Annotated in this window: 13 protein-coding genes and 1 pseudogene; 10 read left to right on the forward strand and 4 right to left on the reverse strand. The window is 68.1% G+C overall.

Translation table 11 applies throughout. The annotated features are described in order from the left end of the window. Positions 1–64 precede the first annotated feature (64 nt). The 3 genes from KIP79_RS38345 to KIP79_RS38355 all read left to right on the forward strand — a co-directional run bounded on the left by KIP79_RS38345 (position 65) and on the right by KIP79_RS38355 (position 4941). Positions 65–1561: an LCP family protein gene (locus KIP79_RS38345; protein ID WP_308170102.1), complete on the forward strand. Its 1497-nt coding sequence runs from the start codon at positions 65–67 to the stop codon at positions 1559–1561. 11 nt (positions 1562–1572) lie between these two features. Next, on the forward strand, positions 1573–3582 hold the full coding sequence (locus KIP79_RS38350) for a 3-oxoacyl-[acyl-carrier-protein] synthase III C-terminal domain-containing protein (RefSeq protein ID WP_214109908.1): 2010 nt from the start codon (positions 1573–1575) through the stop codon (positions 3580–3582). 102 nt (positions 3583–3684) lie between these two features. Continuing rightward, a complete protein-coding gene (locus tag KIP79_RS38355; RefSeq protein WP_214109909.1) occupies positions 3685–4941 on the forward strand; it encodes a hypothetical protein in 1257 nt (418 codons plus the stop codon). 6 nt (positions 4942–4947) lie between these two features. On the opposite strand, the gene KIP79_RS38360 is transcribed toward KIP79_RS38355, so the two are convergent. Beyond that, positions 4948–5391: a hypothetical protein gene (locus KIP79_RS38360; RefSeq protein WP_214109910.1), complete on the reverse strand. Its 444-nt coding sequence runs from the start codon at positions 5389–5391 to the stop codon at positions 4948–4950. Between the two features lie 94 nt (positions 5392–5485). Between KIP79_RS38360 and KIP79_RS38365 the strand changes: the two genes are divergently transcribed. From KIP79_RS38365 to KIP79_RS38390, 6 genes are all read left to right on the forward strand, one after another. Further along, positions 5486–6166: a response regulator transcription factor gene (locus KIP79_RS38365; protein WP_214109911.1), complete on the forward strand. Its 681-nt coding sequence runs from the start codon at positions 5486–5488 to the stop codon at positions 6164–6166. After that, positions 6163–7422, forward strand: a complete 1260-nt coding sequence (locus KIP79_RS49050) for a sensor histidine kinase (RefSeq protein WP_214109912.1) — start codon at positions 6163–6165, stop codon at positions 7420–7422. The genes KIP79_RS38365 and KIP79_RS49050 overlap by 4 nt, the downstream gene beginning before the upstream one ends. 46 nt (positions 7423–7468) lie before the next feature. Beyond that, positions 7469–7783 carry a PepSY domain-containing protein gene (locus KIP79_RS49055; RefSeq protein WP_214109913.1) on the forward strand — a complete coding sequence of 105 codons (315 nt, stop codon included), beginning with the start codon at positions 7469–7471 and terminating at the stop codon, positions 7781–7783. Positions 7784–8074: 291 nt separating this feature from the next. Continuing rightward, positions 8075–8794, forward strand: coding sequence for a dienelactone hydrolase family protein (locus KIP79_RS38380; protein ID WP_214109914.1), 720 nt, complete (start codon positions 8075–8077; stop codon positions 8792–8794). A gap of 70 nt (positions 8795–8864) precedes the next feature. Next, a complete protein-coding gene (locus KIP79_RS38385) occupies positions 8865–10367 on the forward strand; it encodes an ATP-binding protein (protein ID WP_214109915.1) in 1503 nt (500 codons plus the stop codon). Between the two features lie 215 nt (positions 10368–10582). Next, a complete protein-coding gene (locus KIP79_RS38390) occupies positions 10583–11374 on the forward strand; it encodes a neutral zinc metallopeptidase (protein ID WP_214109916.1) in 792 nt (263 codons plus the stop codon). 44 nt (positions 11375–11418) lie between these two features. Here KIP79_RS38390 and KIP79_RS38395 read toward each other — a convergent pair whose 3' ends face one another. From KIP79_RS38395 to KIP79_RS38405, 3 genes are all read right to left on the reverse strand, one after another. Then, positions 11419–12774: a cellulose binding domain-containing protein gene (locus KIP79_RS38395; protein WP_214109917.1), complete on the reverse strand. Its 1356-nt coding sequence runs from the start codon at positions 12772–12774 to the stop codon at positions 11419–11421. Positions 12775–12804: 30 nt separating this feature from the next. Next, positions 12805–14103, reverse strand: a complete 1299-nt coding sequence (locus tag KIP79_RS38400) for a pectinesterase family protein (protein WP_308170103.1) — start codon at positions 14101–14103, stop codon at positions 12805–12807. Between the two features lie 384 nt (positions 14104–14487). Then, positions 14488–15081, reverse strand: coding sequence for a TetR/AcrR family transcriptional regulator (locus tag KIP79_RS38405; RefSeq protein ID WP_214109918.1), 594 nt, complete (start codon positions 15079–15081; stop codon positions 14488–14490). A gap of 190 nt (positions 15082–15271) precedes the next feature. Between KIP79_RS38405 and KIP79_RS38410 the strand changes: the two are divergent. Further along, a pseudogene (locus KIP79_RS38410) lies at positions 15272–15443 on the forward strand (TCP-1/cpn60 chaperonin family protein); the annotation flags it as partial.

Genomic DNA, 15443 nt, shown 5'->3' on the forward strand with positions numbered 1-15443 from the left:
GACTCGTTAGGGGCGCGTCGGGGAAGGGGTTCTTGGCTGCGCTCACGCTACTGTACGAGGGGGCGTGGTCGGCAACCTCGAGGGGGGACCGGTGGAGGACTCGGGTGTTGACTCGGGCGTTCACGTGGGCGGGGACGCCTACGGCGGGGTCCGGGTCGCTCCCCGCCAGGTTCGCCGCCGCCCGCGGGCCGGAGTCCGGTCGCTGGCGATCACCGGGGCGCTGTCCAGCCTGGTGCTGGTCGGCGCCGGGTTCGCCTGGGCCATCCCGAGCTACGTGAGCGGGCAGATCTCCTCGGTGGACGCGGGCACCGCCGGTTCCGAGACGCAGGGCGCGATGAACATCCTGCTGGTCGGGCTGGACAAGCGGGACGATCTCAGCCGCCGCGAGCAGAACCAGCTGCACCTGGGCCGGGACGCCGGGGAGCGCACCGACACGATGATGGTCATCCACGTGTCCGAGGACCACCGGCGCGTCACCGTGGTCTCGCTGCCCCGCGACACCTGGCTGGACGTGCCGGGCAAGGGCGAGCGCAAGATCAACTCGGCGTACCAGTTCGGCGGGGCCAAACTGGCGGTGCGCACCGTGCAGCAGGCCACCGGGCTGCGGATCAACCACTACGTCGAGGTGGACGTGATGGGCTTCATCGACGTGGTCGAGTCGCTGGGCGGGGTGACCGTGTGCACCCCGGTGGCGATCAACGACGACAAGACCAAGCTGGTGCTCGCCCCCGGCACCCACGACCTCAACGGCGTCAGCGCCCTGGCCTACGCCCGCACCCGGGCCACCGGCCGGGCCGACCTGGACCGCATCGACCGCCAGCAGCAGGTGATCTCGGCCCTGCTGGCCAAGGCGCTGAGCGGCGACACTCTCTCCAACCCCGCCAAACTCGGCGGCCTGGTCAACTCCACCCTCCGCACCCTGACCGTCGACCAGCCCCTGGCCAAGAACCTCCTCGGCCTGGCCACCCAGTTCAGGGACCTCTCCCTCGACGACATCTCCTTCGTCACCGTCCCCCTGGCCGACGTCAACTACCGCACCTCCACCGGCGAATCCGCCGTCCTCTGGGACAAGCCGGCCGCCCGCGACCTCTTCCAGCGCATCGCCACCGACCAGCCGCTGAACCCGCCGGCCAAACCCTCCCCGTCCCCGTCGGCCTCCCCGTCACCGTCCCCGACGGCCGACACCGTCGCCCCCCACCGCATCGCGGTACGAGTGATCAACGGCACCCTCATCACGGGCCTGGGCGCCCGCGCCCGCAAGGACCTCCTCGACGCCGGTTTCCTGGTTCCCTCCGAAGCCGGCGACACGGGCCGCCGCGACTACAAGAACACCGTCATCCGCCACGCCCCCGGCCGCGCGGACTCGGCCCGAACCCTGGCCACCGTCTTCCCCGGCGCGGACATCCGCCAGGTGGACGACATCAACGGCGTCGAAGTCATCCTCGGCCAGCAACACCACACCGTGAAGAAACCCCCCAAGCCGACCCCGTCACCCAGCCCGTCGGCCAAGCCGACCCCGACCGCGAAAACGGCCACGGAGAACATCTGCAAGCGGACCTAGAGGTACTGCCCATGGACGTCGGTGACAGGAGAGTCCAGCCGTACCGCTCTGTCATCGACAGCATCGGGGTGGCGCTGCCGTCCCGGACGATGACCACGGAAGAAGTGCTCGACGGTTGTGTGCGGCGGCCCGCTGTGCCGCTGGAGCCGACGACCGGGATCGTGTCCCGCCGGGTGGCCGGGGCGGGTGAATACTCCATCGACCTCGCGGTGCGTGCCGCGCGGGACTGTTTCGCCCGTTCGGCGATCCGGCCGGACGAGGTGGACCTGCTGGTCAGTGCCAGTGTCTCGCGGATCGACGGGCCGTTCTGGGCCACCTGCGAGCCGGCCGCCGCCACCCGGCTCCGGCATGTTCTCGGATGCACGCGGGCGTGGACGTTCGACGTGGCGAACGCGTGTGCCGGTAACTTCACCGGGATCTATCTGGCGGACGCGCTCGTCCGTGCCGGGCGGATCCGGACGGCGCTGGTGGTGAGCGGGGAGTACATCTCCCATCTGATCCGTACGGCGCAGTTGGAGATCGACGGTGCTTCTGATCCGCGGATCGCGTGCCTGACGCTCGGCGACGCGGGCACAGCGGTTCTGCTGACGCGTACGGATGACGAGCGGGCCGGCTTCGAGCACATCTCGTTGCGCACCATCGGCCGTCATCACCGGCTGTGCGTCGCCGGTCCGACCGGGGAGGCGCACGGCGGCGCCATCATGAGAACGGAGTCGGCAGCGCTGGCCATGGTCGGCGTGCGCGAGACGGTCGCGCACGCGTGGGAGACGCTGGACAGGCTCGGCCGGTCCATATCCGACATCGACCGGTTCATCCCGCACCAGACGTCGCGGCTCGCCGTACGGGCGGGGATTCGCCGGGCCAACAAGGTGTTCGGCGGCCCGGCTCTGCACGACGGCAACGTCATCGACAACCTCGCCGAACGCGGCAACACCTCGACCACCACCCACCTCCTGGCCCTGTACGACGGCAGCCTGGACGGCCGGATCCACTCAGGTCAGCGGCTGCTCTTCGGGATCGCGGGTTCGGGTGTCAGCGTGGGCACGGCCCTGTACTCGCTGGACGACTTGCCCCATCGCCTCGCCACGGGAACCGCGTCGACACGGCCCGCGCCGCCCGCCGACCCGGCTTCCCACAGGCCGATCCAGCCCGTGCGAGTTGTCGGCCTGGGGCTGGCCGGCCGGCAGGACGGCGGCGTGACGACGCTGGGGCTGCTCCGGGAGGCGACGGGGAAATGCCTCGCGGACGCGGGGCACAAGCCCTCGGACGTGGAACTGCTCGTCCACGCAGGTGTGTACGTGACAGGCATGATCGCCGAACCGGCCGTGGCCGCGATCGCGGCGGGCGAGCTCGGATTCGACGGCTCGACCACGTCATCGGGCAACGTCCTGGGATTCGATCTCAGCAATGGCGGGCTGGGCCTGTTCGACGCCTGCCGGGTCGCGTGTGAACTCATCCGGGCGGGCGAGGTCCGCAACGCCCTCGTCGCCGCGTCGGAGGTGGAGGAACGCGACCCGGATGCCATCCGGCCGGGCGTGGCGGCTTGTGGGTCGGCGCTGTTGCTGGAGGACGATCCGACCGGGCAGAGCGGGTTCCTCGGCTTCCACGCCCGGCACCTGGATGGGCATGTCGGCGAGTTCGGCGCGCAGGCCGTACAGCGGGCCGGGCGGAGTTTCGTCAGGGCCGGCGACCGCGGGATCCTCCAAGATCGGTACGTCGAACATCTCCCAACTGTCGTGGCGGAACTACTCGACGCCCTGGAGGTCGAGCCGCGGCGGATCCGCGCAATCGTCCCACCCTGGCTCTCCCCGCCCGCGGTGGACCGCCTGCGCCGGAACTGGCCGGTCCTCGGGGATCGGCTCGTGCCGCCGGACGGGACGGGCGGGGACCTGTTCACCTCGTCGCTGCCCTTCGGCATGGACAAACTGCTGCGTACCGGAGCGGTGGGGCCGGGCGACCTCGCCGTCTTCGCCTGCGCCGCCAGCGGCGTCGAGATAGGCGCGGCGCTTTATCGCTTCTGACGCGATCAGAGCACTACGATACTTTTTGCCCGGCCGACGGGACCTCTGGCGTGGCCGGCACCGCGAACCGACGCAGTGTCAGCAGTCCGCTCTGGAGATTGAATGACCGGGAAAGCCGAACAGCGGGCGAAATTCGATCCTTTCAATTTCATCCCGCTGTTCCCGGGGAAACTCCGGGACCTGCACGCCGGCTGGATTGTGGTGGCCGGATCGGTGGTGTTCCTCCTGCTGGTGCTCGCCACCCTGATCGAAGGAACCTTCGGCCGCCTGACGGATTTCCAGTACCCCACCGACGTGCGGTACGCCTTCAGTGAATCGGTGCCCCGGACCGAACCGAACTTCCCGCTGATCCGCGACATCACCAGCTGCCTGTGCCTCTTTCTGGTTGTCGCCGGATTCGCCCTGCTGCACCGGCACTGGCACTACATCTCCATCGCCCTGACCGAACTGCGCGAGTCCAAGACGATCGTCCCGCGCCGGCGGCCCAGGTCCAACATGATCTCCCGGCTGCTGGGCATCGACCGGCTCATCGGCGACTGCGGCGACTACGCCGCACTCGACGTCCTGGACGCACGCTTCGGCAAGGTGACCGCGCGCACCAAGGTTCTGCTGTCCGGCTCCGTGCTCTTCGCCAGTTACGTCTTCGCCACCCTGCTCGGGAATGGTCTGAGCCAGAACGTCTTCCGTTTCCTGGCCCCGACGGCCGCGACACCCGACGAGCAGAACCAGTGGGTGGCCCTGGCCAAGCAGAACTGGTGGGCCGGCCCCGACCATCCCATCGGACTGGTGATCTACACCATCCTCGCGTTCCTCGCGATGGTTCTGATCTTCACCTTCAACGTGGTGGGGGTCCTCACCGTCTACTTCGGGGTGGCCCTGTACTTCGCCGCCGACATGGGCGCCGACTGGTACAACCGGGACGGCCGCTACGGCTGGACCCCCGTGGCGAAGGTCTACCGCACCGTCTACTGGGCCCTGGTGCTGCTGGGCAGCGGCATCACCAACCTGATCGCGGTTCTGGGCAGCAGCGTGCCCATCTCGGTCGTGGGCCTGATCCTCCTGTACGTGCTCCTCGCCCCCGTGTACACGCTGGTGCCGTGGCTCGCCTTCCGTACGGTCGAACGCACCGCGAAGGCCGCCCGCAGGGCGCGACTGTCCCGGGCGCTGGAAGGCGTCGACGACAGCGACCTGGAGCGGGTTCAGCTGTTCGTGGCCGAGTTCGAACGCTGCAACAACGCGAAAATCCGGCCGATGCGGCTGCGCACGGCGTCGTTCAGCGTCTTCGCCACGGTGGTGCTCCTGCCCATCGCCCTCACCGCGTTACAGATCTTCGCCCAGATCGGCGCCGGCAGCCACTGACCCCTTTCAGCCGATCTTCTCCCGGGCGACCGGGATGCCGCCGGAGCAGCGGATCTCGATTTCGACCTCGGAGTCGTCGGCCTCGAACTTGACTTTGACGTGGTCGTCGGGGCCGGGGTCCACGTCGTCCACCTGGTAGCCCTGCGCGGGGGTCCAGGAGAGTAGCCGGGCCTGGCCGCCGGTGCAGGCCGCGACGGCGGTGCCGCCGGAGGTGGCGAAGACCTGGGATTCCTCAGCTGAGGGATTGTCGGCCGAGGGAGTCGCTTTCGCGGGGCCCGGTTGCGGGGTTGTCGTGACCGGGATGGCGAGAGCCTGCCGTACCTGGTCGGAGGTGAGGGGGCGGACGCTGGAGCCGGCGACGGCGGCGGTCAGGCCGTTGGTCACGGCCACACCGGCGGCCGTGGCCGCCACCACCGCCGCCAGCCACCCGGCCACCGCGAGACGATTCATGAGGCCACCCTGCCTGAGCCCACGCTAAGACGAGGTTAAAGCCCCGATAACGGACTTATGCCTTATCCCCGAAGCGGCTACCGTGGCAGAGGAAATGGCAAATGTGCTGCTCGTCGAGGACGACGTCACCATCCGCACCGCCCTGGTCCGGGGCCTACGCGACCGGGGCCACGCCGTGTCCTCGGCCGCCTCCGCCCTCGACGGCCTCCGCCTGGCCCTCGACAACCGCCCCGACCTGGTCGTACTCGATCTCGGCCTGCCCGACCTGGACGGCGCGGAACTCCTGCGCATGCTCCGCGCGGTCAGCAGAATGCCGGTGATCATCGCCACCGCCCGGGACGGCGAGGCGGAAACGGTCCGCCTGCTCGACGCCGGCGCCGACGACTACGTCGTCAAACCCTTCACCGCCACCCACCTCGACGCCCGCATCCGCGCCGTACTCCGCCGTACCGGCCAGGAGGAGAGCACCACGACGATCACCGTCGGCGGCCTCCTTATGGACGTCCGGGGCCGAGTCGCCACCCTGGACGGAACCCCCGTCGAACTGACCCCACGGGAGTTCGACCTCCTGCTCTACCTGGCCTCCCGCCCCGGCCGCGTGGTCACCAAGCGCGAACTCCTCACCGAGGTCTGGCAGGTGCCCTACGGCATGACGGACAAGACGGTAGACGTCCACCTCTCCTGGCTCCGCAAGAAACTAGGCGAAACCGCCCAAGAGCCTCGCTTCCTGCACACCGTACGTGGAGTCGGCGTCAAACTGGTCGATCCATCTTGAGACGGCGTCTGGCCCTGCTGGTGACGGCCACCACCTCACTGGTACTGATCGCGATGCTGGTCCCGATGGCCCTGCTGGTTCGGGCCGCCGCCGAGAACGGCGCCGTGGCCCAGGCCACCACCGAAGGCCAGTCGGTGGCCGCCGCGGTGGGCACGGTGTCCCCGGAAGCACTCACCCTGACCGCCGAACGGGCCTCCGCCGGCAGCGGCCACCAGATCACCGTGTTCCTGCCGGACGGCACAGCCCTGGGCGCCCCCGCCGACCGCTCCCCCGCCGTCGAACTCGCCGCCCGGGGCCGCAGCCTCTCAGCCGAGACCCCCGACGGCGGCCGGGAGATCCTCGTCGCCGTCCAGGGCGGAAACGGCACCACCGTGGTACGCGTGCTGCTCACCGCCGACGACCTGAGCCGCGGCGTACGCTCGGCCTGGCTGGGCCTGCTCCTGCTCGGCCTCGTCCTCATCGGCCTCGGCATGGCGGTCGCCGACCGCCTGGCCGTCGCGCTCACCCGGCCGATGACCGGCCTGGCCCGCGTCTCGCACCGGCTGGCCGGCGGTGACCTGGCGGCCCGCGCCGTCCCCGCCGGACCGCCCGAGGTCCGTGCCGCCGGACTCGCCCTCAACCACCTCGCGGACCGGATCGGCGACCTGCTCACCGAGGAACGCGAATCCGCCGCCGACATCTCCCACCGTCTGCGCACCCCGCTCACCGGCCTGCGTCTGGAGGCCGAGTCCCTGGCCGACCCCGAGGAGGCCGAACGCCTCGGCGCCCGTGTGGACGCCCTGGACCGCGCGGTCACCTCGGTCATCAACGACGTACGCCGCCGTACCCGGGAACGCGGCTCCTGCGACGCCACCGCCGTCGTCGCCGACCGCGTCACCTTCTGGTCCGTACTCGCCGAGGAACAGGACCGGACGGTCACCCTCGACCTCCCCGCCGGTCCCCTCCCGGTCGCCACCTCGCCCGACGACCTCGCCGCCACCCTCGACGCCCTCCTGGAGAACGTCTTCGCCCACACCCCGGAGGGCGTCCCCCTGTCGGTACGGCTCACGCCCACCGGCACCGGGGCCCTGCTGGAGGTGACCGACGCCGGTCCCGGCATGCCGTCCTCGCTCGAACGCGGCCGGAGCGGGGGCAACTCGACCGGTCTCGGGCTCGACATCGCCCGCCGTACCGCGGAATCCGCCGGAGGCGCGATGTCGGTCCGCACCCCGGCCGGCGGCGGAACCACGGTCGCGCTCACCTTTGCCCGGCCTTAACCGTCGCAAAGCGCGGCCATAGCGAAGGTCAAGCGACGGTATCCCCATGAAGACCAGAACCGCCGTCCTCGGCACCCTGACCGCCCTGTTCGTCACCCTCTCCGCCGCGCCCCCCGCTTCGGCCTCCGCTTCGGCCTCCGCCTCAGTCTCCGCCTCCGCCGCCGACATCAGCCGCGCCCAGGCCATCAAGATCGCCAAGAAGCGGGTCCCCGGCGCGTACGTCACGGACGTGGAACGCGAGCGCGAACACGGCTACCGCACCTGGAAGGTCGAACTCCAGAAGGGCAACTGGGAGTACGACGTCTACGTCGCCATCAAGAACGGAAAAATCATCAAGTTCAAGCGCAAGTACGACGACTGACGGTAAGCCCACTAACCCGGGCCCGGGACCTGACGAAATCAGCACGTCAGCCCCCGGGCCCTTCTGCTTCCCGCTGTTCTGCCCCCGCTGTTCTGCTCCCGCGATACTTCCCGCTGTTGCGTTCCCGCCGTGCCCGGTTCCGCCGATGAGACCGGATGCGAGCGCCGTGAGCGTCGGCCCGCTGTACTTCCCGCTGTTCCGCTTCCCGTGTGCTTCCGGCGCGGATTCGCTCACGCGCCCATTCCTGGAAACATGGTCGCCCACCAGTCAACCCGAGCCGGGAGCGCGCCGATGCCCGAGATCGACCTAACCGAAATTTCCACCCAACGCGGCGGATCCCAGCCCTTACACGGATATCTCGCAACACCTCCAGGCGACGGCCCTTGGCCCGGCCTGGTCATGCTCCACGAGATCATGGGCCTGGACCCGATGATGCGCCGCCACGCCGACCGCATGGCCGAAGCCGGCTACCTCACCCTCGCCGTCGACCTGTTCAGCATGGGCGGCGCCCGCCGCTGCCTGGTCTCCACCATGCGCGCCCTCCACAAACAACAGGGCCGCCCCTTCACCGACATCGAAACCGCCCGCACCTGGCTCCGCACCTCCCCCCAGTGCACCGGCAAAATCGGCGTGATCGGCTTCTGTATGGGCGGCGCCTTCGCCCTCCTCACCGCCACCACCGACTTCGACGCCGCCGCCGTCAACTACGGCCCCCTCCCCCGCGACCTCACCGTCCTCTCCGGCGCCTGCCCCATCGTCGCCTCCTACGGCGCCCGAGACCGCACCCTCCCCAAGGCCGCCCAAAAACTCCAATCCGCCCTAACCACCCACCAAGTCCTCCACGACATCAAGGAGTACCCCACCGCCGGCCACGCCTTCCTCAACGACCCCCAACCCACCCCTCTCCCCCTCCGCCCCTTCCTCCGCGTCCTCGGCATCACCCCCGACCCCGCCTCAGCCCCCCACGCCTGGAACCGCATCACCACGTTCTTCGACCACCACCTGCGCTGATCCCATCCTGGAGCCAGAAGGGGTAAATTGATTTCACCTTTCAAGGTGAAACTGATTTACGGGAGGTCCGATGGACAAGCCAGGGAACATCGTCGGGCGGTCCCGTCAGTGGAGAACTCTCGAGCGCTTCCTCTTCGAAGGCGCGGAAGATGGCCCGCTACGACTGGGACTCGTATCTGGCCGCAGGCGCACCGGCAAGACGCAACTTCTCGCCGCCGCGTGCGAGGCCGTCGGCGGCCTCTACATCCCCTGCGTGCAGGACGAAGGGGATTTGGCGGCCCGATCACGGTTCGGGGCTGCGATAGCCGTACATGCAGGTTTGGGAGCCTCAGCCCTCGGCACACCGGAACCATGGGAGCGGCTGCTGCGGGCCGCCCTGGACACTGCGGCCCGGACCGCCCCGCCTGGCGCACCCCCACTCGTGGTGATCGACGAGTTCCCCTACATCATGACCGACGCCCCGCAACTCCCCTCGCTGATCCAGCACCTCTATGACGACTCCCAGAACGGGCGAGGCCCCGGCGGCAGACTGATCCTCTGCGGGTCCGCGCTGAGCGTGATGCAGGACCTGCTCTCGGGCACCAAGCCCCTTCGCGGGCGCGCCATCATGGACATGCGGCTGAACGCCCTCGACTACCGCGAAGCCTCCCGCCTCTGGGGCATCGAGGATCCCGAAATCGCCCTCCGGGTCCACGCCTGCGTCGGCGGCATTCCCGGATACCGCCCCCTGATGACAAGCGTGCCCAGCACTCTGTCCGACTTCGACCAATGGGTTGCCGGAAACCTTCTCGAAGTCGATGTCAGCGTCTTCACCCGAACAGAGGTCGACTACCTCCTACGGGAAGACCCGAGGATCACCAATCGGACCGTCTACTACGACATTCTCAGCGCGGTAGCGGGCGGCGCGAACACCCCATCAAAGATCGGCGCCGCCATCGGCCGCGACGACAACGCCGTTCGCTACCCACTGGCCGTCCTGGAGTCGGCAGGCTACCTGACCAGGTCACGGGACCTGCTCCGCGGCCGCCGCCCAACCATCACCATCACCGACCCGGTGATCCGCTTCGACCGCCTCATCACCTCCCCCAACCTGGGCCAACTCGAACTGGGCCGAGTCGACCAGGTATGGCGGGCCGCCGCCCCCACCTTCCGCTCCGCCATCCTCGGCCCGCACTTCGAAGAACTGGCCCGGGACTGGGCCCACCGCTTCGCCCCCGACGAACTCAACCACCCCACCGGCTTCGGCCAGATCGGCTACGCCACCATCCAGGACCACGCCGGCCGCGCCAAACACGAAATCGACGTCCTGGCCACCGAGGGCACCGACATCACCCTCCTCGGCGAAGCCAAAGCCACCCTCAGCCGCCGCGGCCTCCCCGACCTCACCCGCCTGGAAACCATCCGCACCCTCCTCACCCGCGAGGGCCACAACACCGACCGAACCATCCTCACTTTGTTCTCCACCACCGGCTTCACCCCCGACCTCGAAGCCACCGCCACCGAACGCCCCGACGTCGAACTGGTAGACCTCACCCGCCTATACGGCCTGCCATCGCATCGAACTGTCGCATAACAGACAGCGCGGTCATCGAACCTGTAGTCACCGGGTGACCGGGGTCACAGAACCATACTTCCCGGAACTACACTTCTGCAACTTATCGTCATCATATGGACACGAAGGGTGATATTCGGCGCTCTTGAGGCGTTGCATTCAGTGGTGTCACAAGAGACCACACCGGTTACCGGGCGACATGGCAGGAGAATGATCAAGATCGTACGCTGTGCCGCATGCGTCTCTCCCCCCTCGTCGCCGCTTGCGCGGTTTCCCTGCCGCTCTTATCCGGCACGGCTGACGCGAACGCCTACCCCATCAAGGACCGCGTCCTGACCCACAACAAGCTGTACCGCGCAGGCAAACTGAAACCGGCCGCGTGCATGGTGAAGGTGATGAACCAGCATTTCGATCCGCCGGTGTCGAAAACGTATGGTCGTGCCGTACTGGACTGCCTCAACGCCGCCTGGGCCGCCTATGCGAAGAGGGCCCGCCTTCCGTTCGCCAAGGCCAGGGTCGCGTTCGCCACGAAAGAGCCCCGGCGCTTCTGCGGCTCCTCCTGGCCGGACCGCGCCGGCGGGGTCTACTGTCCCAGCGAACGTCGCTTCATGATGCTGGTGAGCGAAGTCAGCATCGACGAGCCTTGGGGGTTGCACTTCCTGAGCACTCTCACTCACGAGTACGGCCACCATATTCAGCAAATCAGCGGAATAATCCGGGCAGACCAATACCACCCGTACCGGGGAAAAAGCGAGCTGAACGAACAGGCCCACCGCCTAGAACTCCAGGCCGAGTGCCTCAGCGGCGTCCTGTTCAAGAGCATGTGGCCCGCACTGAACAGCTCCGAGACCGAGTGGGAGAGCCTGGTCGACAGAACCCGGGCCGGGGCCGAATACCTCGAACGAACCTACAAGACCAACACCCACGGCAAGGGCCGCAACCTCGAATACTGGCTGAGGCGGGGTTTCCAGACGGGCAACCCGGCCTCCTGCAACACGTGGGTCGCCCCGTCGGCCAAGGTGGCCTGAACAAAGACCGCCGGGGACGGGATGTCCCCGGCGGTAGGGGTGGGTCAGAGGCCGATGTTGGCCTGTGGGCCCGCGTACGTGCGGAGCAGGCCAGGCACGCTAGAGGCCGGGTCGAGGGTGTAGGAGTAGAACGAACTCGGCGTGAACGCGGAGCCGCCGGTCTCCTGTTGCCCGGTGCAGCCGGTGCAGATGCTGCCGGACTGGCGCAGTTGGGCGGCGTCGTCGCGGTAGTAGGGGTCCTTGACGTTCTCGAAGTAACTGTTCTCCAGCACCATCTTGGTGGCGCCGCGCGCGTAGTTGCCGTACCCGGTGATGTTCTGCAGGTAGTTGTTGTACAGGTGGGCGTAGGCGACGTTGTCGGTGCTGGGGTTGCGGGAGGCGTTGTCGCGCAGCCAGTTGTGGTGGATCGTCATGCGCGAGGTGACGTTGCTGGTCCAGCCGATGCCGAACGCCTTCCGGTCCTCCGACAGGATGTTCCAGGACACGGTCAGGTAGGTGGTGTCCAGGCGGCTGTCGATGAGGCCGTCGTTCATCCGGGTGATGTGGTTGTGGTCGATCCAGACGTGATGGGCGCCGTCCATCTGGATGCCGTCGTAGTCGTAGAGGTCGTCGCCGGGGTCGTCGTCGGGCATCCGGGTGTCGCGGATGGTCAGGTTGCGGATGATCACATTGTTGACGCCGGAGCCGAGGAAGAAGCCGCCGTTGACGAGGTGGCCGCCGGTGCCCACACCCACGATGGTCTTGTTGGAGGCCACCCGGATCTCGGAGCCGTACGGGGTGGCGGTGATCGCGCCGTTGACGCGGATGACGTAGGGCTGCGCGGCGGTGGCGTACCGTACCAGGTCGGCGTAGGTGGTGACGGTGACCGTGGCGCCGCCCGCGCCACCGGTGGTGGTGGTCAGCCCCATGCCACTCGTGGCGGCGAACCCGTCAGCGTTGCTGGACCAGGTACGCCCACCGGGTGAGGGGGTCGGGGTGGGTGAGGTGACGACGGAGCCAGTACAGGCGGTGCCGTTGAGGGTGAACGAGGACGGCACCGGGTTGGACCCCGTCCAACTGCCGTTGAAGCCGATACCGGTACTGGCCCCGGTAGCCAGAGCACCGTTGTAGGAGACGTTGGTCGCGGTGATAGCGGCACCACTCTGGCTGTAGGTGGCGTTCCAACCCTGGACGACCGTCTGCCCGGCGGCGAAATTCCACCGGAGCTGCCAGGAGGAAAGCGGATCACCAAGGTTGGTGATCGTGATGTCGGCACCGAATCCACCAGCCCACTGCGAGCCGATGGCATAGGTGACCCGGCAACCGGGAGCCGCCGAAGCCGGGCCGGCGGTGAAGGTCAGGGCCGCGGTGAGGGGGATGGCGGCGGCCAGCGCGACCAGCCGCGTTCGTAAGGTACGCATGGATGTGCTCCTAGGTCGGGTGGTGTGGCCTCAGCCGACGGGGTTCCAGCCGTCGGAACCGGCCAGGTATCTCTGCGGGGTGTAGTTGGCCGCCTGCGCATCGCTCAGCTGCGGCCGGTTGGCGTTGACCCCTGCTCCGGCACCCGTATTGCGATATTCCAGGAAACGGGCGTTCTGCCAGATGTTGGTGGACATGTCGGTCCACGGCTGCGAGGTCCTGATCGTTGAGCTGAGCGTGGACTCGCGGTAGAGCACCTGGGCGTCGGGACGCCAGGGCCTGCCCAGGGTGGTGGTGTTCGCGGTGGCTCCGGTGACGCGGGACCGGTAGAACAGGAAGCCGTAGGTCTTGGCCGCGGGCGTACTGGCGGCGGTGATCGGGCCGCCGGTGCTGCGCTTCTCGTAGATGTCGCAGTTGTCGAAGACGATGGTGCCGCCGCCGAAGATGAAGTCGACGGTGCCCTCGACGTAGGAGTTCCTGACGTACGCGCGGGCGGAGTCGTTGACCAGCAGGGTGTCCTGATCGCCCAGGACACGCACGTTGGTCAGGGTGGTACGGTCGCCGTCCAGCCGGAGCGCCACGGCCTGCTGCCCCTCGGGGGTCGAGGTCTCGTCGAAGTCGTTGGAGACCGTCAGGTTGGTCCCGGCGAAGTCCCGGCCGCTGACCACCATGGTGTAGCTGCCGGACGTCCCACTGGTGTAAGCCGACCGGTTGTTCACGATGACCGTCTGCGCGGCCGTGGAGCCCAGGCCCTGCAAGGTGACGTACGGCTTGTTGACCGTGACGATCTCGCGGTAGGTGCCCGGCTTGATCGTGATCACCACCCGGCTGGTGTTGTTCGCGGGTACGGCGTCGATCGCCGCCTGCACCGTGCGATACCTCCCGGTGCCGTCGGCGGCCACGGTAGGAGTGGTAGCGCTGGGTGACGGGCTGCTGATCACCGAACCGGTGCAGGTGGTGCCGTTGAGGGTGAACGAGGACGGCACCGGGTTGGACCCCGTCCAACTGCCGTTGAAGCCGATCCCAGTGCTGGCCCCGGTAGCCAGAGCACCGTTGTAGGAGACGTTGGTCGCGGTGACGGCAGTACCGCTCTGGCTGTAGGTGGCATTCCAACCCTGGACGACCGTCTGCCCGGCGGTGAAATTCCACCGGAGCTGCCAGGAGGAAAGCGGGTCACCAAGGTTGGTGATCGTGATGTCGGCGCCGAATCCACCGGCCCACTGCGAGCTGATGGCATAGGTGACCCGGCAACCGGGAGCCGCCGAGGCCGGGCCGGCGGGCAACCCTGCGCCGATGTAGCCGATGACCAGCGCGGTCACGGCGACGAGCACACGGCGTCCTGACCGTCGTATGGGGCGATGTCGGTGAACCGCCGTCAGCAGGCGGGTCGGGTCCGCTGCTTTCACGGAGTGATCCTTTCTTTCTCGCTCAGTACGGACCCGTGAATAGTCCAGCGAAATCTGCCGAAGAAAAAGGTTTTCCAGGAACCATCGATGGATTCACGCAGGTCAGAACCATTGCCCCTTGAACGTTTCACCGAGTTTCGGAATTTAATGACCTGCGGAAACTCACCGTCCCAAGACCTGTACGCGGCGTACCAGTGGGAAACGAACACCGACCCAAGACGGATAAAGACAACACCCCTCGCCTCATCGAACGAAAAGGTTTTCTTCAACCCACGGCCCCCTGCGGGGAATGCGGCCACCGACCCTGAGCTATGCCCCAGGAGCGAAGACGCAGGACAGAGCGTGGCGCAGGACGGCGGCGAAGGGTCCCGCGTCGGCGGATTCGAGCCAGTGCCGTCCCGCCACACGAATGGCCCCGGCGACCGCCGCGGCCGTGACGGCGGGGAACAGGTCGCGGCGGAGATCGGTGCCGGTGCGGGCCGCGATCGCCTCCGCGAGCGGGCCCTCCGCCATGCTGAACGCCTTCAGCGCCTCGCCCTCCAGTTCGGGCGTCAGCATGATCATGCGCAGACCGGCTCTGTCCGGCTCCGGGTTGGTGTAAAGCTCGATCATGGCCGCGACGACGGCCTGGCCGAGCGGCTCGTCGGCGGGCCGGGAGCGCAGCGCCTGCCCCGCGCGCTTGGACTGGTCGGCCTGGAAGGCGCAGATCGCCTCTTCCCTGCTGGAGAAGTAGTTGTTGTAGGTACGTGGCGAGACGCCCGCGGCCGTGGCGATGTCATGGACGCGTACCAGGGCCAGCCCGTGCGGACCTTGCTCGATGGCCAGGCGCAGCGCGGCGTGGCCGATCGCCTCCCTGGTGGCCTGCTTGTTGCGGGCGCGGAGATCCATGGCGTCGTCGTTCATGAGCTGAACTCTATCCAATGCTGCGCACCACGCACTATATGCGTGCCGCGCAAGTTGTGAGTAGAGTGCGGGAGACGCCTGGCACTCGCGCCCGGAGAGTGCCAACCGCATGGGCCGGGACGGCGAGGCCTGCGGGCCGTCCGTCGCGGGCGCCGTCCCGGCACACCCCCATTCACAAGCAGGAGCAGAAATGACGTCGAAGATGATCGCGTTCGACGAGGACGCCCGGCGTGGCCTCGAGCGCGGTATGAACCAGCTCGCCGACGCCGTGAAGGTGACCTTGGGTCCCAAGGGCCGCAACGTCGTGCTGGAGAAGAAGTGGGGCGCGCCCACGATCACCAACGACGGTGTCTCGATCGCCA

Source organism: Acrocarpospora catenulata, assembly GCF_018476525.1.
Classification (GTDB): domain Bacteria; phylum Actinomycetota; class Actinomycetes; order Streptosporangiales; family Streptosporangiaceae; genus Acrocarpospora; species Acrocarpospora catenulata.